The sequence below is a fragment of the Brevundimonas sp. genome, from assembly GCF_036659295.1.
Classification (GTDB): domain Bacteria; phylum Pseudomonadota; class Alphaproteobacteria; order Caulobacterales; family Caulobacteraceae; genus Brevundimonas.
In genome coordinates, this window is sequence record NZ_JAVXCU010000024.1 from 14682 (window position 1) to 33487 (window position 18806).

Below are 18806 nucleotides of genomic sequence, written 5' to 3' on the forward strand. Positions count from 1 at the left end.
TGCCTAGATGCGCCCTATATGTAAGGCTGAACCCTTTCGCTTACCTCAATTGCGGGTGCGGACGCAAAAAATGCGACCCCCGCCTTCGCCGGAGTTAGTTTCATGTGCGGTATTATCGGCGTCACCGGCAACGGTCCTGTTGTCCCCCGTCTGGTCGACAGCCTGAAACGGCTGGAATATCGCGGCTACGATTCCGCAGGCATCGCCGTGCAGGACGAGACCGGAATCCGCCGCCGCCGTGCCAAGGGCAAGATCCGCAATCTGGAAGCTGTGCTGGCTGAAGATCCCATCAAAGGGAATGTCGGTATCGGCCACACCCGCTGGGCGACCCATGGCGCGCCGACACAGGCCAATGCCCATCCGCACAAGGCTGGCCGCGTTTGTCTGGTCCATAACGGCATCATCGAGAACTTCGCCGAACTGAAGGCCGAACTGGAAGCCGAAGGGCGCGTGTTCGAAAGCCAGACCGATACCGAGGTCGTGGCCCATCTGCTGGACCACAACCTGTCGGAAGGTATGGTGCCGCTGGACGCCTTCAAGGCTACGCTGGACCGTCTGACCGGTGCCTATGCACTGGCAGTACTGATCGAGGGTGAAAGCGAACTGATCCTGGGGGCCCGTCGCGGCAGCCCGCTGGTGGTCGGCTGGGGTGAGGGCGAGATGTATCTCGGCTCGGACGCTCTGGCGGTCGGCCCGTTCACGCAGCACATCTCCTATCTGGAAGAAGGCGATTACGTCGCCATGACGCGCACCGATGCGCGCATCTTCAACGCTGCGGGCGTGCCTGCAGAACGCGCCATCGTCAAGGTCGCCGCCTCCAGCGCCCTCGTCGAAAAGGGCGAGTATCGCCACTTCATGGAAAAGGAAATCCATGAGCAACCGGACAGTGTCCAGCACACCCTGTCGGAATATCTCGATCTGGTTTCCGCCAAGGCCAAGCCGGCTGTGGTGGACTTTGCCGCTATTGATCGCATCCAGATCATTGCCTGTGGCACCGCCTTCTATGCGGGCCAAATCGGCCGATACGCATTTGAAAAATATGCGGACCTGCCGTGCGATGTCGAAATCGCCTCGGAATTCCGCTACCGCGATCCTGCCTTAAGCAAAGGAACACTGGCCGTCGCCGTCAGCCAGTCGGGCGAGACCGCCGACACACTGGCCGGTCTGAGCTGGTGCAAGGCCCAAGGCCTGAAGACCGCCGCTGTCGTCAATGTCCACACCTCATCTATGGCGCGCGAGGCCGAGATCTTGTGGCCGACCCATGCCGGTCCCGAAATCGGCGTCGCCTCCACCAAGGCCTTTACCGCACAGGTCGCCGCGCTTCTGTCGCTGGCCATTGCCGCCGGTGTCGCCCGTGGCAAGATCGATGCCGCCAAGGAAGCCGAACTGGTCAAGGCCCTATTCGAGGCCCCGCGCCTGATTTCCGAAGCCCTGCGTATGGATGCTCCGATCCGCAATCTTGTGCAGGATCTGGCCAAGGCGCGTGACGTGCTGTTCCTTGGTCGCGGTCCCATGTATCCGCTGGCTATGGAAGGCGCGCTGAAGCTGAAAGAGATCAGCTATATCCACGCCGAGGGCTATGCCGCTGGCGAGCTGAAACACGGCCCGATCGCCCTGATCGACGAATACACCCCGACCATAGCCCTCGCGCCGATGGACGACCTGTTCGAGAAAACCTCTTCCAACCTGCAAGAAGTGGCGGCTCGCGGTGGTCCGGTGATCATGATCGCGCCTGAAAATGCGCCCGATCCCCATGGCGCTGGCATCCGCCGCGTCCACGCACCGGATGCCCACCCGATTGCCACCCCGTTGGTCTATGCCGTGCCGATGCAGCTGGTATCCTATTATACCGCCGTTCAAAAAGGCACCGATGTCGACCAGCCACGCAATCTCGCCAAGTCTGTCACCGTCGAGTAACCAAGGCATCAGACAACAGTCGTTGGATGTATCCGGAAATATGCCTATGACAGGGCCATCATAGGCTTTTCCGGATCCTCAATGTCCACGTCCCCCGTGCGCCTTCGCAAGGCCGTCTTTCCTGTTGCTGGCCTTGGCACCCGCGTCCTGCCCGGCACCAAGACAACGCCGAAAGAACTTCTCAACGTCGTGGACAGGCCCATCCTGTCCTACATCGTCGAAGAGGCGCGCGAAGCCGGTATCGAGCACATCGTCTTTGTGACGGGCCGCGCCAAGGAAGCCATCGAGGACTATTTCGATCACCAGATCGAACTGGAAGCCCAGCTGCTGGCCAAGGGCAAGACCGACATTCTGGATATCATGAATGCCGAACTGGCCCGCGCCGGTGAAATGAGTTTCACCCGCCAGATGAAGCCCAAGGGGCTGGGCCATGCCATCTGGTGCGCCCGCGACATTATCGGCCACGAACCGTTCGCCGTCATCCTGCCCGACGTGATCGTCGACAGCCAGCCGGGCGCTCTCAAGCAACTGGCCGAGGTCTATGCCGAGGTCGGCGGCAATGTCATCGGCGTCGAACAGGTGCCGGACAGCGAAACCCACAAATACGGCATTATCGACCCCGCCACCCATGAGGGCCGCCGCTATGCCATGAAGGGTATGGTCGAAAAACCCGCACAGGGCACCGCCCCGTCGAATATGTCGATCTCGGGCCGCTACATCTTGCAGCCAGAAATTTTTGACCTGCTGGAAACTCAGGCCGCCGGTGCCGGTGGCGAGATCCAGTTGACCGACGCTATGGCCCGCCTGATGGGCCAGCAAGCCTTTACCGCCTATGAGTATGAAGGCATCACCCACGACTGCGGCGACAAGATCGGCCTGCTCAAGGCCAATGTGGCGCTGGCACTCAAACGTCCCGACCTCGGGGCCAAGGCCCGCGCGGCCATCGAGGCCCTGCTGTGATTATCCGGCCTCTTGTTGCCGCCGATCAAGCTCCGCTTTTGCGGGTATGGCGGCGTGCCGTCGAGGCGACGCACGCCTTCCTCTCGCCTGCCGAGATTGACCAGATAGAGCCCGAGGTGCGTGAGTATCTGGCCTCCGACATGCCGCTATGGACGCTGGAACACGCCCAAAAGCCTGTCGGTTTTTTAGGCTTGGTCGAGGACGAGATCGCCGCCCTCTTCATTGATCCTGATTTGCACGGGCAGGGTCTGGGACGTCAGGCCATTGCCTTTGCCCTGCAAAAGGGCGCGAACCGCCTCAAGGTCAATGAGGGCAATCCGTCTGCGGTAGGTTTCTACAAACATATCGGTTTCACGGCGATCGAGCGTCAGGAAACCGACGATGCCGGACGCCCCTATCCTCTGATCGTCATGCAATGGCAGGGCTCAGCCGAGACAGCATGACGCCTTGATCGCCGTGCTGTCTGGGTTAGTCATAGGCAGAGACGATGTTTATCAGGACGGTACAATGCGCGTAATGATCCTCGGCGGAGACGGCTTTTGCGGCTGGCCCACGGCCCTGCATTTGTCAGCAAACGGTTGGGACGTGATGATCGTCGACAACCTCAGCCGGCGGAACATCGACAACGAGTTGGGGGTACAGTCCTTGACCCCCATCACCTCGATCCATGATCGCATCAAGGCATGGCACGAGGTTTCAGGTCACACGATCGCGTTTGAAAACCTGACGATCGGCAAGGATTTCGAACGGCTGGTCAGCCTTTTGAGAGACTGGAAGCCGGACAGCATCGTCCATTTCGCCGAACAGCGGGCCGCGCCCTATTCGATGAAATCGGCGCGACACAAGATCTATACAGTCGACAATAATCTGAACGCTACCAGCCACCTGCTGGCGGCCATGGTTGAAAGCGGACACGATATCCATCTGGCGCACCTCGGCACCATGGGCGTCTATGGCTATACGACCGCAGGGCTGAAAATCCCCGAGGGCTATCTGACCGTCACGGTCGATACCGATTTCGGGCCGACCGAGCAGGAAATCCTGTTCCCGCCAAACCCCGGCAGCATCTATCACATGACCAAGACGCAGGATGCGCTGCTGTTCCAGTTCTATGCCAAGAACGATCATCTTCGCATTACCGACCTGCATCAGGGCATTGTCTGGGGAGCCCAGACCGAACAGACCAAGCTGGACGAGCGACTGGTCAACCGCTTCGACTATGATGGCGACTATGGCACAGTCCTGAACCGTTTCCTGATGCAGGCGGCGGTCGGCTATCCTCTGACGGTCCACGGATCGGGCGGCCAGACGCGGGCCTTTATCCATATTCAGGACACGGTGCGCTGTGTTGAACTGGCGCTGGACAGCCCGCCGCAAAAGGGCGAGCGCGTCAAAATCCTCAACCAGATGACCGAAAGCCACCGCGTGCGCGATCTGGCCCAAATGGTCGCCGGTATGACCGGTGTGGACATCGCCAACCTGCCCAATCCGCGTCAGGAAGCCGATGAAAACGAACTGGTCGTCACCAATGACGGCTTCCGGGCATTAGGACTGAACCCCATCACGCTCGAATCGGGCTTAATGAACGAAGTGACCGGCATTGCCCGCCGCTATGCCGACCGCTGTGACCTTACGAAAATCCCTTGCGTTTCTGCATGGAACAACAGCCGCGCACAGGCGCTGCACCACCAGAGCTGAGCCTTGGCCTCCAAGAAAGTTGCGCGCGAAACCATGAGAACGCCTTCCTCTCCTTCCCTGCTGATCTTTGGCGGCGGCTATCTCGGCGAAGCTGTGGCACAGGCCGCCAGCGCCAAGGGATGGGACGTTGCCGTCACATCGCGCCAGCCGGATCGCAGGGCCACTTTCGAGGCGCGTGGCTGGAAACCTGTCGATCCCGAAAATCCGGATGATCTGGCCAGAGCTGGTATGGCCGCAACCGCCATTTTGGTCACCGCCCCGCCCGACGCCAAAGGCTGTCCGGCTTTTCGCGCCCTGTCTGCCCTGCCCACGGGCGAGGCATGGCCGGACTGGATCGGCTATATCTCCTCGACCAGCGTCTATGGCGATCGCGCGGGAGGCTGGGCGTTCGAGGGGGATGCCCTGAATGCCGCCACCCTCGAAGGAGCGCGACGCGCCAAGGCCGAGCGCGACTGGCTGGATACCGGACACGGCATGGGTTTGACGGTGCAGATTTTCCGCCTGCCTGCTTTCTATGGTCCAGATCAAAACATCTTCCAGAGGCTGCGCGCCGGTAAGGCCGCCCTCGTTCGCAAGCCCGATCAGGTATTCAACCGCATCCATATCGACGATGTAATTTCCGGCCTGTTTGCCTCGATGGCGAGACCACATCCGGGCGGCATCTATAATCTGTGCGACGACACCCCTTCTCCGGCCGAGGACGTGGTTGTTTGGGCCGCCCGCAGGATCGGTATGGAACTCCCCGCCGAGGTGCCCCTGGATCATCCGTCAGTCAGCGACGGCATGCGGCGCTTTTATCGCGACAACAAGCGCGTTTCCAATGCACGGGCCAAGGCCGAACTGGGCTGGAGACCCCGCTATCCCAGCTATCGCGAAGGGCTGGAAAGCCTGATCCCGAACTTAAAATAGAAAAAGGCCGCAGCATGATGCTGCGGCCTTTGATCTTTTATCCCGCTCGCCGGTTAGAACGGCAGGATGTTGCGCTGGCGGCTATAGCTCATCGTGCCGACATTGGCGCCCAGACGCAGGCCAACGCCAGTGCGCACCGGTGCCAGAACAATCCCGTCCGCACGCTGATAGTTCACGCCCAGACCGGCAATCGCATAGGCCGATCCTTCAACGCCCGGATAGCGGCGGTAAAGCATATCGGGGTGATAAAGGCCGTAAACCAGCGTGAACACGCGGCTGGCATTGCCACCCCAGTCCCAGCCAATGGATGCGCCCTGCCAGAAGACTTCCTGCGAAGCCGACAGGTCCTTCATGTGCAACGCACCACGGCCATAGCGCAGACCGGCGACAACCGCACCGGCGGCTTCCTCGCCCGCGATATAGGCCGTCGGGGCACCGCCCTGATCGGCAAAGATACGCTCGATCGCGCCACCGATAGCCTCGGAGGCAATGCCCATCTCGCGCGAACCCGCGGCCACCAGTTCGTCAAACGTATAGGTCTGGGCGGTCTGGTCTGCCGCAATCGGATAGCTCGGATTGGCCGGTTGGCCACGCGTGGCACAGGCACCCAGGCCCACCGGAAGGGCGCTGGCGGCAGCAAGGCCCAGGCTGGTACGGATCAGTTGGCGGCGGTGCATGGTAAACTCCCATCGGCATGGCGGTTGCCCGACGTCCCGGGCGAGAAATATACCGTCACGGCCTTTTGCGGCAGACTTGGGGCTTTAGGGTTAACCAATCATTGCCATTGCAGAAAACTGGCCTGAAACCCAAAGAAAAAGGGGTCGGAAGCCTGCGCCTCCAACCCTCTGGCGGACACCTGTCGGTGACCTAATGTTTGTCGGTCTTGGACGCGACCCAGTCCATCAGCGCCAGCAACACACCCGAGGCCACAAAGGTCAGGTGGATCAGCACGCCCCACAACATGGCCGCCTCATCGACGACATAGCCGGGCTTACCGATGTTCATAAAGGACTTCAGCAAGTAGATGGCCGAGATTGCCACGATCGAGGCAATCAGCTTCATCTTCAGGCCCGAGAAATCCACGCTGCCCATCCACGGCGGGCGGTCCACATGGTTCTCGTCCAGATCCAGCTTGGAGACAAAATTCTCGTAGCCTGAATACAGAACGATCAGCAGCAGGTTCCCCGCCAGCGACAGATCCACAAGCGTCAGCAGGGCCAAAATGGCCTGATCTGCCGTCATCCGCCCTTCGCCAAAGACGAAGGCCTTGGGCAGGTAGTAGGCCACTTCCTGCACAAAGACCGACAACAGCATGATCAGGGCCAGCACCAGACCCAGATAGAAGGGGGCCATCAGCCAGCGGGCGCGGAACAGGCTGCGCTCGAACGCTGTCTCGGCCCAGGGTTTTTTCTCGGCCATCCTAGCTCCGCAGCACCGCGCCAGCCTTGGTGGCGGCGGCAACAACCTTGGCCATCAGGGCCTCGATCTCGACATCGGTCAGGGTCGCTTCGCGCGGCTGGATCTCGACCTCGATAGCGATGGACTTCTGGCCTTCCGGCACGCCCTTGCCACGATAGACGTCAAAGACGCGAACCTCGGTGATCAGCGCCTTGTCGGCCCCCGAGACGGCCTTGACCAGATCGCCTACGGCCTTGTCCTCGTCCAGCACGAAAGCAAAGTCGCGCGACAGCGGCATCAGGTTTGGCAGGTTGGCCGCACCGCGTGCCTTGCCACCTTTGCCCTTGGGTTCCGGCACATTGTCGAGGATGATTTCAAAGGCCAGCATCGGACCATCGGCATCCAGAGTCTTGAGGACCGACGGATGCAGGGCACCGAACTCGACAATGATGTTCTTGGGCCCCAGTTGCAGACGGGCCGAACGACCCGGGTGCCACCATTCGCGGTTCTGGCCCTGTACCAGTTGCAACGAGCCAACCGGCGCACCGATCAGTTCCAGCAACTCGACCAGATCGCCCTTGAGGGTGAACAGGGCATCATCGCCTGCACCTTGCCAATGACGGTCCGCATGCGGAGCCACCAGGCCGGTGATCGTGGTGCGCTGGTCTTTGGGACCATCCCCCAGATAGATCGGGCCGATTTCGAACAGTGCCGCATCGGCATGACCGCGCGCCGCATTGCGGGCAGCCGCCTCGATCAGGTTCGGCAGCGCCGATGGACGCATGCAGTCGAGGTCCGAGGCAATCGGATTTTCCAGCACCAGTTTGTCATCACCGCCACCGAACAGAACCGCCTTGGCCTGTTTGGTGAAGGACCATGTGACAGCCTCGGCATAACCCATCGAGGCCAGAGCGCGACGCGCCGTGCGCACACGCGACTGACGGGCGCTGAGGATGCCACCAGCCGTCGGTGCCACAACCGGAAGCGGCGTCGACGGCAGCGAGGCAAAGCCTTCGATGCGGGCCACTTCCTCGACCAGATCAGCCGGGCCGTGGGCATCGCGGCGCGCCGTCGGGGGCGTCACGGTCCACAAGGCACCCCGTTCGACCTTGAAGTCGAGCGCGGTCAGGATATCGGCAATACGGTCATCCGACAGGTCCATACCCGTAAGGCGCGTCACATGGGCCGGATCAAAGGCAAAACCTTCGGGGGCTGCAGGCGCTTGACCCGCCACCACGATTTCCGAGGCCTCGCCACCACACAGCTCGAGGATCAGCTTGGTGGCCAGTTCCAGACCCGGAACGACCGAATGGGTATCGACCCCACGGGCAAAGCGATATTGCGCATCCGAGTTGATGCCCAGCGAGCGGCCCGTCTGGGCGGTCACCAGCGGGGTGAACCATGCGCTTTCGACGAAGACATCGACGGTGTCGTCCGAACAGCCGGTGCTTTCGCCACCCATGACGCCACCCAGACCGATGGCGCGTGCGCCACCGTTGTCGGCGATCACACAGTCGGCAGCCTTGGGCGCATATTCCTTGCCGTCGAGTGCCAGCACGGTTTCTTCGCCCTGACCGGCGCGCACGACGATCTCGGAGCCTTCCAGCTTGGAGATGTCATAGACATGCAGCGGACGGGCGCGGTCATAGGAGATCAGATTGGTGACATCCACCAGCGCATTGATCGGACGCAGACCGATAGCCGTCAGACGTTCCTGCAGCCATTTGGGCGACGGGCCGTTCTTGACGCCACGGATCACACGACCACCAAAGGTCGGGCACAGATCAGCCGCTTCGATACGCACCGAAATGCTGGATGCACCCTTGCCGGCAACCGCTTCAATTGCAGGGGTCTTTAGCGTGCCAAGGCCAGCCGCAGCCAGATCGCGGGCAATACCGGCAACACCCAGCCAGTCGGGACGGTTCGGGGTCACTTCGAAATCGATGACCGGCTCAAGACCGAACACTTGAGCAGCGCTCGTACCGACCGCCAGATCATCCGACAGTTCCAGAATGCCGTCATTCTCGTCCGGCAGTTGCAGTTCGCCACCCGAGCACAGCATGCCGTTCGACACGATACCGCGCACCGGCTTTTCGACCAGCGTCAAGTCCAGACCCGGAACATAGGCCCCGATCGGCGCATAGATGGTGGTCAGACCGGGGCGTGCATTGGGCGCACCGCAGACGATTTCCTTCATGCCGTCGACGGTATCGACCTGACAGACCTGAAGACGGTCGGCATTGGGGTGGCGCTCGGCCGAGACGATCTTGGCCACACTGAACGCCGCCAGCTTGGCGACCGGATCATTGACCTCTTCGACCTCGAGGCCCGCCATGGTCATGGCTTCGGCCACGGCGTTCACATCCGCCGAGGTTTCAAGATGATCTTTCAGCCACGAAAGCGTGAACTTCATTGCACGCCTCCGGTCAGCACCTGCTGGATCTGGCCCAGAAAATCGGGCGTGCCGGTAAAGCCGACGCGGATGAACTGGCAGTTGATGAACTGGCAGTCCTTGAAGGCGACCGTGCCGGTGACCTTTTGCGGGCCCATGGGTTGCAGCAGCAGATTGCGGATATCGCCCTGCGCATCACCCATATTGCAGCCGTCAAAATTGCAGGCACCGATCGGCAGCAAAACAGCCGGACCTTCGATCATGCAGTTGCGGAAGGTCTTGCCCTCGATGGCGTTCTCGCCACGACGCGCAGCCTCGATAGCCAGAGCCGGAAGCCAGATGTTGATGCCCTCGAATTCAGGGCCTGCACCGATAGCGGCAATAGTGATGTCGGTATTGTCAGTCATAATCTGTACCTCAGCTCAGGCCCGAGGCCGGATTGGAAGCTTGGAAAGCGTTAAAGCCGTAATGGGCCAGCCAGCGGGTATCGGCATCGAACATCGGACGCAGGTCCGAGACGCCGTATTTCAGCATGGCCAGACGATCCACGCCCATGCCGAAGGCAAAGCCCTGATACTCATCGGGGTCCAGACCGCAGGCGATCAGCACGTTTGGATGAACCATGCCGCAGCCCAGAATCTCCAGCCAGTCCTCGCCGGTATTCAGTACCAGCTTGCCACCCGAACGATCGCAGCGGATGTCCATTTCAGCCGACGGTTCGGTGAACGGGAAGTGGTGCGGGCGGAAGCGGGCCTGCACATCGTCCAGTTCGAAGAAGCGCGCCATAAAGGTTTCCAGCGTCGTCTTCAGGTGACCCATATTGACGTCGCGATCGATGACCAGACCTTCGATCTGGTGGAACATCGGCGTGTGGGTGGCGTCCGAATCCTTACGGAAGGTACGGCCCGGCGCGATGATACGGATCGGCGGTTTTTGCGACATCATCGTGCGCACCTGAACCGGCGATGTGTGGGTGCGCAGAACCTTGCGCTCGCCCGTCTCGGCATCCGGCTTCAGGAAGAAGGTGTCGTGCATTTCACGCGCGGGATGCTTCGGCGGGAAGTTCAGCGCGGTGAAATTATGGAAGTCGTCCTCGATGTCCGGACCTTCGGCCACGGCAAAGCCCATCTCGGCAAAGATGGCGATCATCTCGTCCATCACCTGCATGGTGGGATGGACCCCGCCCTTGCGGCGCGGGCGCGACGGCAGGGTCAGGTCCACACGCTCGGCCAGCAGGCGGGCGTTCAGCTCTGAGGCTTCCAGATCGGCCTTGCGGGCATTGAGCGCCGTGGTCACACGGTCACGCAGGCCATTCAGCACCGGACCGCGCTCGCGGCGCTCGTCGGGGCTAAGCTGGCCCATGCCTTTCAGCAGGAGTGAAATGGAGCCGGACTTGCCGAGGGCGCTAACGCGCACCTCTTCAAGGGCAGCGACAGTCTCTGCCGCGCCAATGGCGTTGATGAGTTCGGTTTCGAGTTGGGCGAGATCGGTCATTTGTGCTGTGCTTTATCGGGCCTACGCCCGTTCGTCACGCTTTTAGCAGAGACTGCGACGCAGAGGGGCAGCCTAGATGCAAAAACGCCCGCTCCGGTGACCGGAACGGGCGCTTTTTGTTCGGATCGAACTGTCTCTCAGGCCAAAATCTTAGGCGAGAGCAGCGCGGACCTTGTCAGCGATGGCTTTGAAGCCAGCTTCGTCGGCAGCGATAGCCGCCAGAACCTTACGGTCGAGTACGATGCCAGCCTTGTCCAGGCCGTGCACGAACTGCGAGTAGGTGAAGCCTTCAATGCGGGCAGCAGCGTTGATGCGCTGGATCCACAGAGCGCGGAAGCTACGCTTTTTGTTGCGACGGTCGCGGTAGGCGTATTGACCAGCACGGTCAACGGCAGCCTTGGCGGTGCGGATGGTATTCTTGCGACGGCCGTAGAAGCCCTTGGCTTGCTTCAGGACCTTCTTGTGCTTGGCGTGGGACGTAACGCCCCGAGTGACGCGAGCCATATTGTTTTCCCTTTTGGGGGGCCCTTAGCGCCTCAACCTTCGATAAGAAGGGGGGCAGCTAACGGGCTGGAGTTCAAATTCAGATGCGAGAAGTAGAAAGAGAGTTGCGTGCGCCGATTAGGCGTACGGCATGTAGCTCTTGATCTTCTTGGCGTCGGCGTCGGCCATAACCTTGGTACCGCGGTTTTGGCGAATGTACTTCGACTTGTGGCTGATCAGACGGTGACGCTTACCAGCGACGCCCGACTTAACCTTGCCAGTGGCAGTGAATTTGAAGCGCTTCTTGGCGCCCGACTTTGTCTTCAACTTCGGCATTTTAACTCTCTCTGATTGAGGGCACGCCATTTGAAAACCCTAGGGGATTTCACACAGCGTCCGTTTTCAGAACCGCCCAGGCATGCCTATTCGCCCGACGGTCCGTAGATACGAAGGGGCGGCTTTTACGCCATCCCCTTTGATAAGACAAGTGACTCAAAACCAAAGACTTGTCGGCACTCCAAAAGCAAACGCCCCGATCTGGCGATCGGGGCGTTCGTAAAACCTTGGATGTGATCTCGTCGCTTAACGCGGGGCGAGGATCATAATCATCTGGCGGCCTTCCATCTTGGGCGCGAACTCGACTTTTGCGACTTCGTCGAAGTCTGCCTGCACCTTGTGCATCAGCTTCATACCCAGTTCCGGGTGTGCCATTTCACGGCCACGGAAGCGCAGGGTCACCTTGACCTTGTCGCCCTCTTCGAAGAAGCGGCGCATGGACTTGGCCTTCACTTCGTAATCGTGGCTGTCGATGTTCGGACGCAGCTTGATTTCTTTGAGCTCGACGACCTTCTGGCGCTTGCGGGCCTCGGCCTTCTTTTTCTGCTCTTGGAAGCGATGCTTGCCGTAGTCCAGAATTTTACAAACCGGAGCGTCCGGATTGTTCACGATCTGAACCAGATCCAGACCAGCTTCTTCCGCAGCCTCCAGCGCAGCAGACAAGGGCATAATGCCTTGCTTCTCGCCGTTCTGGTCAATGAGCAGAACACGGGGGGCACGGATATCTTGGTTCATCGGCGGGCCGTCCTTAACGGGCGGCGCTTGCATGGGACGGCGAATGGGCGTCGTTTCCTTGTGTGGTCAAAAAGCTTTGCCGGAACCTCTGCGCTCCCAGAGGTGTGCCAGCGGCGCGAATATGGCGATGAAAGCCCGAAAATTCAAGCTTGCGCTGCAATCAACGTCCAGAACGCGCAAAGGTGTCGTAAAGCGCCAACACTTCCGCAAACACCTGATCGACGCTCAAGGCCGTAATCGGCGCAAACTCGCCCCGAACAGGCGCCGCGGCAAGAACGCGGCCCTTGGGTCCATAGGGTGCCTTGTGCCACCACTCGCTGGGTCCAAACAGGCCAAGGGTCGGTGTGCCGGCAGCCGCGCTGACATGCATCAGTCCGCTGTCATTGCCGACAAACAGCGTCGCCCGCTGAAGCAGGGCCGCAGAGCCCAGGATATCGCATTTGCCCACGGCATCGATACCGCGATCACCGGCCACAGCCAGTGCCGGAGCCGCCGCATCATGATCCCCCGGACCACCGACGGGCATAAAGCGCCAGCCGTCAAAGCGTGGCTCGTTCATCAGCTTTTGCGTCAGTTCGGCCCAACGGTCGGCGGGCCAGCTTCTGTCGGTTGCTGTTGAAATGGGGGCCATAGCCAAGAGGGGCGCCGGATCACTGCCGATGATGACTGCAGCATCGGCGCGGGCCTTATCGTCCAGAAATATCTCCGGCTCGGCGACTTTGGCGGCCTTCATCATATTGGAGAAGGTGACGACCTTCATCTCGCCCTTCTCCAGCTTGCGGCTATAGAGGCGGCGCTGATCGGCCTTGAGGAAAAACGACATCGCCGAACCACGCACATCGGCCACCATGGCCCAGTGCGTACCCACCGCCTGACGCCACAGGGTGCGCCAGTGACCGGACATTTTTTGCTTCTTCCAGGGGATGACCTTCACCACCTGCGGCGCGGCGCGGAACAGAGCCGCAGCAGACGGCCCGACCGCCACGGTGATTTCGGCATCGGGGATCTGGCGACCGATTTCGCGGATCGCGCCGATCGACATGATGGCGTCACCGATGCGGTCGGCACTGATGAACAGGACCTGCGGCTTTTTCTGGCTCATGGAGTCCCTGCATAGGTGTCGTAAAGCTTGATCGTCGCGGCAAAGACGGCATCCACTGTCAGGTCTTCGATAGGCGCAAACTGGCCGCGTGTGTTGTTGGATGCCACCGTCATGGTCTTGGCCCCGCGCGGCCCGTACAGCCACCATTCGGTCGGGCCGAACAGGCCCAAAGTCGGCGTGCCTGCCGCGGCCGAAACGTGCATCAGGCCACTGTCATTGCCGACAAACAAGGTGGCACGAGAAATCGCTGCCGCCGAGGCCAGAATGTCGCCCTTGCCGACAAAATCGATGCCACGATCACCGGCCGCCGCCAGAGCCGGTGCTGCCGGTGCATGGTCCCCCGGACCACCGACCAGCATAAAGCGCCAGCCGTCAAAGCGCGGTTCCGCCTTCATCTTCTCGACCAGCGCCGCCCAGCGATCGGCGGGCCAGCTCTTGCCCTTCTGGTGGGCAATGGGAGCCAGCGCGATGATGGGACCATGGCCGGAACCTCTGGCCAATTGCGGGTCAATACTAACACCCGCCTCGATACGCGCACGATTATCGAGATATATTTCCGGCTCAAGCAAGTTGGGCGCTTGTAAAAGGCGAGTAATGACCTCGACCTTGGGGCCGCCTGTTTCCAGTTTGCTGCTGTAGACGAAGCGCTTTTTCGTCGGGATCAGGAAGGTAGTGGCCGAACCGCGCGTATCAATGGCCACATCCCAACGTGTTGCACGCACGGCCTTCCACAGCTTGAGCCAGTGGCCACCGCGCTTGTCTTTATTGACTACGATGATCTTTTCAACGTTCGGCGCAGCCCGATAAAAAGGCGCGGCCATACCCGATACAACCACCGTAATACTGGCATTGGGCCATTGGCGATCGATCTCGCGGACAATGCCGGATGCGATCACGCTGTCACCAATACGGTTGGGGCTGATAAACAACACGCGTGGACGTGCGTTGGAGGCAGGGGTGGTGTTCAAATCGGTTTGGGTCACGCGGGCTTGGCCTTCACTTCACAGTCCCTCATCAGCTACCAGTTTGCTAAGCCTTGCGCGAGACACCTTGAGGACACCATGACCGACATCCAGCACCTTGCCCGCCCCGATGGCGAAACCCTCGCCTATAAACAGGTCGAAGGCGACGGCCCTATTGTGGTGTGGGTCGGCGGTTTCCGCTCGGATATGGAAGGCACCAAGGCGCTGGCGCTGGATGAAGCCGCCGAAGAAAACGGCTGGGCCTATGTGCGCTATGACCATTTCGCGCACGGCGTTTCCTCGGGTGACTGGAAACAGGCCACCATCGGCCGTTGGCGCGAGGACTGTATCGCCCTGATCGACCACCTCAACCGTCCTGTCATTCTGGTCGGATCATCGATGGGCGGCTGGGTGTCGCTGCTGGCGGCTGTCGCGCGCCCCAAGGCTGTGGCCGGTCTGGTTCTGGTCAATCCGGCGCAGGATTTTACCGAAGCCCTGATGTGGCCCACCCTGCCCGACCATATCCGTCAGGCCATTATGCGCGACGGAGAAGCCCTGATCACCGATCCGGGCCTTGGTGACTATCATCTGACGAAGAACATGTTCGACGAGGCCAGAAACTGGCTGTTACTGGACGGCCCCGTCGTGATCCCCGCCCCGACCCACATCCTGCAAGGCAAGCTGGACGAAAGCGTGCCGTGGCAGATGCAGCTACGCCTGCTGGAGAAACACGAGGGCGGCGATGTGCGTCTGGATGTCATCAAGGATGGCGACCACCGCCTGTCCAAGCCGCACGAACTGGCCCGACTGGTCGATGCGGTGGAGCAAATGAGAAAGGCCGTCGCAGCCTAAACTGCAACGGCCCCTTAAATCCGGCTTCAGTCGCTATCAGAGAATATAGCGGCTGAGGTCCACATTTCCGGTCAGTTCGCTCAGCTTTTCGCGCACCACTTCGCCAGTGAACGCGATGGCCTGACCCGACAGATCGGTGGCGTGATAGCTGGTCTCTTCCAGCACGTGTTCCAGCACAGTTTGCAGACGACGCGCGCCGATATTCTCGATGGTCGAGTTGGCAGTCACCGCCGCATCGGCCATCGCTTCCACCGCATCATCGGTAAAGGTGACGGTGACGTTCTCAGTCGCCAGCAGAGCTTGATTTTGGCGGATCAGGTTGGCTTCCGGCTCGGTCAGGATGCGCTTGAAATCATCGCGGGTCAGCGCCTTCAACTCCACACGGATCGGCAAGCGACCTTGCAGTTCCGGCAACAGGTCCGACGGCTTGGCCACATGGAAAGCCCCCGAGGCGATAAACAGCACATGGTCGGTTTTAACCGGACCATATTTGGTCGAAACCGTCGTGCCCTCGATCAGCGGCAGCAGGTCACGCTGCACACCTTCGCGCGAAACATCGGCCCCGCCACGGTCCTTGCCTGCCGCGACCTTGTCGATTTCATCAAGGAAGACGATGCCTTCGTTTTCGGCCAGAGACACCGCCTCGCGGGTCAGGCTGTCCTGATCCAGCAGCTTGTCGCCTTCCTCGGAGATCAGCGGCTGGGTCGCGTCTTTCACGGTCATTCGTACGCTCTTGGTGCGACCGCCGCCCAGTTTACCCAGCATGTCCGTCAGGTTGAGAATGCCGACATTGCCACCAGGCATGTCCATGCCCTGTAACGGCGAGGCATTATCGGCCAGCGTCAGCTCGACTTCCTTGTCGTCCAGTTCGCCCGCGCGCAGCTTCTTGCGGAAGGCATCGCGGGTCGGCTGGCCCGAACCCGGCCCGACCAGCGCATCCAGCAGCCGCTCTTCGGCCGCCGCCTCGGCCTTGGCCTGAACCTCGACGCGGCGCTTTTCGCGCACCATGCCGATGGCGGCCTCCACCAGATCGCGCATGATCTGGTCCACGTCGCGGCCCACATAGCCGACCTCGGTAAATTTGGTGGCCTCGACCTTGAGGAAGGGCGAGCCGGCCAGCTTGGCCAGACGACGCGCAATCTCGGTCTTGCCCACGCCCGTCGGGCCGATCATCAGGATGTTTTTCGGCGTCACCTCGTCGCGCAGGTCATCGCCCACACGCTTGCGGCGCCAACGGTTACGCAAGGCCACGGCCACAGCCCGCTTGGCGTCCTGCTGACCGACAATATAGCGGTCCAGCTCCGATACGATTTCGCGTGGCGATAGATCAGTCATTTTACTCTTTGCCTCCAAGGGCACTAACGTTCGCCGCGCGGCGGCTCACTCCTTGAGCGCCCTTTCAGGCGCGGCAAGCTTCAACCTTCAAGACTCTCGATGGTGAGGTTGCCGTTGGTAAATACATCGATGCTGGCGGCGATCTTCATGGCCTTGCGGGCGATGGCCTCGGCATCCAGCGGCGTGTCTTCGTCGATCAGGGCGAGCGCAGCCGACAGCGCATAGTTACCGCCCGAACCGACAGCGGCTACGCCCTGTTCCGGCTCCAGCACATCACCCACACCGGTCACGGTCAGGATGGTGTTCTTGTCGGCCACCAGAAGCATGGCTTCCAGCTTGCGAAGATAACGGTCCGTGCGCCAGTCCTTGGCCAGATCCACACAGGCGCGGGCCAACTGGTCCGGATACTGTTCCAGCTTGGCCTCCAGACGCTCGATCAGGGTCAGGGCGTCGGCGGTCGCACCGGCGAAACCGGCAATCACCTTGCCACCGGCCAGTTTGCGCACCTTGCGCGCCGAGCCTTTGACAATGGTGTTGCCCATCGAGACCTGACCGTCACCGGCGATGATGGTCTGGCCATTCTTGCGCACAGCCAGAATAGTGGTGCCGTGCCAGTCGGGGAATGAGGGAGCGTGCTGCGTCATAAACCGGATGTGGCGAGCGTCGCGCTTTACCGCAAGCGCCAAGCGGCTTTGAAAATGCTACAGCGACACAATGAACCAGACACCTGTCCGCTTTGCCGACGATGAAGTCGAACGCTATGCCCGCCACCTGATCCTGTCCGAAGTGGGCGGACCGGGCCAGCAGGCTCTGAAAAAGGCGCGGGTACTGGTGGTCGGGATGGGCGGTATCGGCAATCCGGCGGCGCTCTATCTGGCGGCGGCAGGCGTCGGCACATTGGGCCTGATCGACGACGATGTGGTGTCGCTATCGAACCTACAAAGACAGGTGATCTTTGGCTCCGACGATATCGGCAAGCCCAAGATCGAAGCGGCCAAGGCTCGCCTGAATGCCCTTAACCCTCATACGTCGGTCGAGATGTTCAACCAGCGCATTACGCCGGACAATGCCCGTGACTTGATCCGCCAATATGATGTGGTTCTGGACGGCACCGACGATTTCGACACCCGCTTCTGCGTCAATGCCGCCTGCGTGGCCGATTACAAGCCGCTGGTGTCAGGTGCCCTTGGCCGCTGGACCGGTCAGGTTGGGGTCTTTACCGGCCAGCCCTGCTATCAGTGCCTTGTGCCCGAAGTCCCGCCCGAGGCCGAAACCTGCGCCCGTGTCGGTATTATAGGTGCCCTTGCCGGTGTCATCGGCACCATGACAGCGCTGGAAGCCCTCAAGGTCATCACCGGCGCAGGCCAGCCGCTGGAAAGCCGCCTTCTGATCTATGACGGCCTTGCCGCCACCACGCGTGTCGCCAAACTGGCCGCCGATCCGCAATGTCCGGTGTGCGGCGGCCATTAAGCCTTACAGCATGGCCGGAATGACGCGATCAGGCGGTCTGTGGCCGTTCTGGTAGGTCATGATGTTGGCGATCACGCGGTCGCCCATATCCTGACGGGCCTCGATCGTGGCCGAGCCGAGATGCGGCAGCAGCACCACATTGGGCAGGCCGATCAGACCGGGATGCACCACAGGTTCCTGTTCGAACACATCCAGACCGACACCGAAGAGCGCCTTTGATTTCAGGGCTTCGGCCAGAGCTTCCTCGTCGATCAGTTCGCCACGGGCCGTGTTGATGACAATGGCATGGGGCTGCAGCAGGGTCAGGCGCTGGGCCGACAGCAGGTGATGAGTGTCTTTGGTCGCCGGACAGTTCAGGCTGATGACGTCCATCCGCGCCAGCATCTGGTCCAGATCATCCCACCATGTCGCGCCCAGTTCTTCGGCCAGCATGTCGGGAATAGGTTTGCGGTTATGATAGTGGACCTGCATGCCAAACGCCTTGGCGCGGCGGGCCAGTGCCTGACCGATGCGGCCCATGCCGACAATGCCCAGACGCTTGCCATACAGTTTGCGCCCGCACATCCATGTCGGGGTCCAGCCCTTGAACTGGCCATTGGTGACCACATTGGCCCCCTCGACGACACGGCGGCTGACCGACAGGATCAGCGACATGGCGATGTCGGCAGTATCTTCGGTCAGAACCCCCGGCGTGTTGGAGACAATAATCTTTCGCGCCGCTGCCGCATCGACATCAATATGGTCGATACCAGCCCCGAAATTG

20 protein-coding genes are annotated in these 18806 nt (G+C 60.9%); 7 read left to right on the forward strand and 13 right to left on the reverse strand.

Annotated elements, in window-relative coordinates; genetic code table 11:
• Window positions 1–102 precede the first annotated feature (102 nt).
• The 5 genes from glmS to RSB01_RS06475 all read left to right on the forward strand — a co-directional run bounded on the left by glmS (window position 103) and on the right by RSB01_RS06475 (window position 5484).
• Window positions 103–1917 carry a glutamine--fructose-6-phosphate transaminase (isomerizing) gene (glmS, locus tag RSB01_RS06455; RefSeq protein WP_332625201.1) on the forward strand — a complete coding sequence of 605 codons (1815 nt, stop codon included), beginning with the start codon at window positions 103–105 and terminating at the stop codon, window positions 1915–1917.
• A gap of 81 nt (window positions 1918–1998) precedes the next feature.
• Window positions 1999–2877, forward strand: a complete 879-nt coding sequence (gene galU, locus RSB01_RS06460; RefSeq protein ID WP_332592090.1) for a UTP--glucose-1-phosphate uridylyltransferase GalU — start codon at window positions 1999–2001, stop codon at window positions 2875–2877.
• The gene (locus tag RSB01_RS06465) at window positions 2874–3320 is read left to right on the forward strand and encodes a GNAT family N-acetyltransferase (RefSeq protein ID WP_332592089.1); all 447 of its coding nucleotides are present in this window, start codon (window positions 2874–2876) and stop codon (window positions 3318–3320) included. The genes galU and RSB01_RS06465 overlap by 4 nt, the downstream gene beginning before the upstream one ends.
• Before the next feature lie 64 nt (window positions 3321–3384).
• Window positions 3385–4575, forward strand: a complete 1191-nt coding sequence (locus tag RSB01_RS06470; protein WP_332625202.1) for an NAD-dependent epimerase/dehydratase family protein — start codon at window positions 3385–3387, stop codon at window positions 4573–4575.
• Window positions 4576–4578: 3 nt separating this feature from the next.
• Window positions 4579–5484, forward strand: coding sequence for an SDR family NAD(P)-dependent oxidoreductase (locus RSB01_RS06475; RefSeq protein ID WP_332620083.1), 906 nt, complete (start codon window positions 4579–4581; stop codon window positions 5482–5484).
• A gap of 53 nt (window positions 5485–5537) precedes the next feature.
• Here RSB01_RS06475 and RSB01_RS06480 read toward each other — a convergent pair whose 3' ends face one another.
• The 10 genes from RSB01_RS06480 to RSB01_RS06525 form a co-directional block, all read right to left on the reverse strand.
• Complete coding sequence (locus RSB01_RS06480) at window positions 5538–6161, reverse strand: DUF1134 domain-containing protein (RefSeq protein WP_332590274.1); 624 nt, start codon at window positions 6159–6161, stop codon at window positions 5538–5540.
• 190 nt (window positions 6162–6351) lie between these two features.
• Entirely contained in the window at window positions 6352–6903 is a 552-nt protein-coding gene (locus RSB01_RS06485; protein ID WP_332590273.1) for a TIGR00645 family protein, read from the reverse strand.
• A gap of 1 nt (window position 6904) precedes the next feature.
• Window positions 6905–9295 (reverse strand): phenylalanine--tRNA ligase subunit beta, encoded by a 2391-nt coding sequence (gene pheT / locus RSB01_RS06490; RefSeq protein WP_332590272.1) that lies wholly within the window; start codon window positions 9293–9295, stop codon window positions 6905–6907.
• On the reverse strand, window positions 9292–9681 hold the full coding sequence (locus RSB01_RS06495) for a hypothetical protein (protein WP_332590271.1): 390 nt from the start codon (window positions 9679–9681) through the stop codon (window positions 9292–9294). Before RSB01_RS06495 ends, pheT begins: the two co-directional genes overlap by 4 nt.
• Window positions 9682–9691: 10 nt before the next feature.
• Entirely contained in the window at window positions 9692–10768 is a 1077-nt protein-coding gene (gene pheS / locus RSB01_RS06500; protein ID WP_332590270.1) for a phenylalanine--tRNA ligase subunit alpha, read from the reverse strand.
• A gap of 150 nt (window positions 10769–10918) precedes the next feature.
• Entirely contained in the window at window positions 10919–11272 is a 354-nt protein-coding gene (gene rplT, locus RSB01_RS06505) for a 50S ribosomal protein L20 (protein WP_332590269.1), read from the reverse strand.
• A gap of 117 nt (window positions 11273–11389) precedes the next feature.
• The gene (rpmI, locus tag RSB01_RS06510) at window positions 11390–11587 is read right to left on the reverse strand and encodes a 50S ribosomal protein L35 (RefSeq protein WP_332590268.1); all 198 of its coding nucleotides are present in this window, start codon (window positions 11585–11587) and stop codon (window positions 11390–11392) included.
• A gap of 246 nt (window positions 11588–11833) precedes the next feature.
• The gene (infC, locus tag RSB01_RS06515) at window positions 11834–12355 is read right to left on the reverse strand and encodes a translation initiation factor IF-3 (protein ID WP_332590267.1); all 522 of its coding nucleotides are present in this window, start codon (window positions 12353–12355) and stop codon (window positions 11834–11836) included.
• A 127-nt stretch (window positions 12356–12482) separates the two neighbouring features.
• The gene (locus tag RSB01_RS06520; protein ID WP_332590266.1) at window positions 12483–13424 is read right to left on the reverse strand and encodes a glycosyltransferase family 9 protein; all 942 of its coding nucleotides are present in this window, start codon (window positions 13422–13424) and stop codon (window positions 12483–12485) included.
• A complete protein-coding gene (locus tag RSB01_RS06525) occupies window positions 13421–14407 on the reverse strand; it encodes a glycosyltransferase family 9 protein (RefSeq protein ID WP_332590265.1) in 987 nt (328 codons plus the stop codon). The genes RSB01_RS06520 and RSB01_RS06525 overlap by 4 nt, the downstream gene beginning before the upstream one ends.
• Before the next feature lie 78 nt (window positions 14408–14485).
• On the opposite strand from RSB01_RS06525, the gene RSB01_RS06530 reads away from it, so the two are divergent.
• On the forward strand, window positions 14486–15238 hold the full coding sequence (locus RSB01_RS06530) for an alpha/beta hydrolase (RefSeq protein ID WP_332619913.1): 753 nt from the start codon (window positions 14486–14488) through the stop codon (window positions 15236–15238).
• Window positions 15239–15274: 36 nt separating this feature from the next.
• Here the strand turns inward: RSB01_RS06530 and hslU are convergent, their stop codons facing one another.
• Both hslU and hslV read right to left on the reverse strand, forming a co-directional pair.
• A complete protein-coding gene (gene hslU / locus RSB01_RS06535; protein WP_332590263.1) occupies window positions 15275–16573 on the reverse strand; it encodes an ATP-dependent protease ATPase subunit HslU in 1299 nt (432 codons plus the stop codon).
• 80 nt (window positions 16574–16653) lie between these two features.
• Complete coding sequence (gene hslV / locus RSB01_RS06540; protein ID WP_332590262.1) at window positions 16654–17217, reverse strand: ATP-dependent protease subunit HslV; 564 nt, start codon at window positions 17215–17217, stop codon at window positions 16654–16656.
• A 70-nt stretch (window positions 17218–17287) separates the two neighbouring features.
• On the opposite strand from hslV, the gene moeB reads away from it, so the two are divergent.
• Entirely contained in the window at window positions 17288–18043 is a 756-nt protein-coding gene (moeB, locus tag RSB01_RS06545) for a molybdopterin-synthase adenylyltransferase MoeB (RefSeq protein ID WP_332590261.1), read from the forward strand.
• 3 nt (window positions 18044–18046) lie between these two features.
• Here moeB and RSB01_RS06550 read toward each other — a convergent pair.
• The coding region (locus RSB01_RS06550) for a D-glycerate dehydrogenase (protein ID WP_332625203.1) at window positions 18047–18806 on the reverse strand (760 nt) is incomplete at its 5' end.

Excerpts from the sequence above, each read along its gene's own strand:
- moeB (WP_332590261.1), top strand. The coding sequence starts at position 17,288 with ATGAACCAGACACCTGTCCGCTTTGCCGACGATGAAGTCGAACGCTAT.
- RSB01_RS06495 (WP_332590271.1), bottom strand. The coding sequence starts at position 9,681 with ATGACTGACAATACCGACATCACTATTGCCGCTATCGGTGCAGGCCCT.
- hslU (WP_332590263.1), bottom strand. The coding sequence starts at position 16,573 with ATGACTGATCTATCGCCACGCGAAATCGTATCGGAGCTGGACCGCTAT.
- galU (WP_332592090.1), top strand. The coding sequence starts at position 1,999 with ATGTCCACGTCCCCCGTGCGCCTTCGCAAGGCCGTCTTTCCTGTTGCT.
- rpmI (WP_332590268.1), bottom strand. The coding sequence starts at position 11,587 with ATGCCGAAGTTGAAGACAAAGTCGGGCGCCAAGAAGCGCTTCAAATTC.
- glmS (WP_332625201.1), top strand. The coding sequence starts at position 103 with ATGTGCGGTATTATCGGCGTCACCGGCAACGGTCCTGTTGTCCCCCGT.
- pheT (WP_332590272.1), bottom strand. The coding sequence starts at position 9,295 with ATGAAGTTCACGCTTTCGTGGCTGAAAGATCATCTTGAAACCTCGGCG.
- RSB01_RS06470 (WP_332625202.1), top strand. The coding sequence starts at position 3,385 with ATGCGCGTAATGATCCTCGGCGGAGACGGCTTTTGCGGCTGGCCCACG.
- RSB01_RS06530 (WP_332619913.1), top strand. The coding sequence starts at position 14,486 with ATGACCGACATCCAGCACCTTGCCCGCCCCGATGGCGAAACCCTCGCC.
- pheS (WP_332590270.1), bottom strand. The coding sequence starts at position 10,768 with ATGACCGATCTCGCCCAACTCGAAACCGAACTCATCAACGCCATTGGC.
- infC (WP_332590267.1), bottom strand. The coding sequence starts at position 12,355 with ATGCAAGCGCCGCCCGTTAAGGACGGCCCGCCGATGAACCAAGATATC.
- hslV (WP_332590262.1), bottom strand. The coding sequence starts at position 17,217 with ATGACGCAGCACGCTCCCTCATTCCCCGACTGGCACGGCACCACTATT.
- RSB01_RS06485 (WP_332590273.1), bottom strand. The coding sequence starts at position 6,903 with ATGGCCGAGAAAAAACCCTGGGCCGAGACAGCGTTCGAGCGCAGCCTG.
- RSB01_RS06480 (WP_332590274.1), bottom strand. The coding sequence starts at position 6,161 with ATGCACCGCCGCCAACTGATCCGTACCAGCCTGGGCCTTGCTGCCGCC.
- rplT (WP_332590269.1), bottom strand. The coding sequence starts at position 11,272 with ATGGCTCGCGTCACTCGGGGCGTTACGTCCCACGCCAAGCACAAGAAG.
- RSB01_RS06520 (WP_332590266.1), bottom strand. The coding sequence starts at position 13,424 with ATGAGCCAGAAAAAGCCGCAGGTCCTGTTCATCAGTGCCGACCGCATC.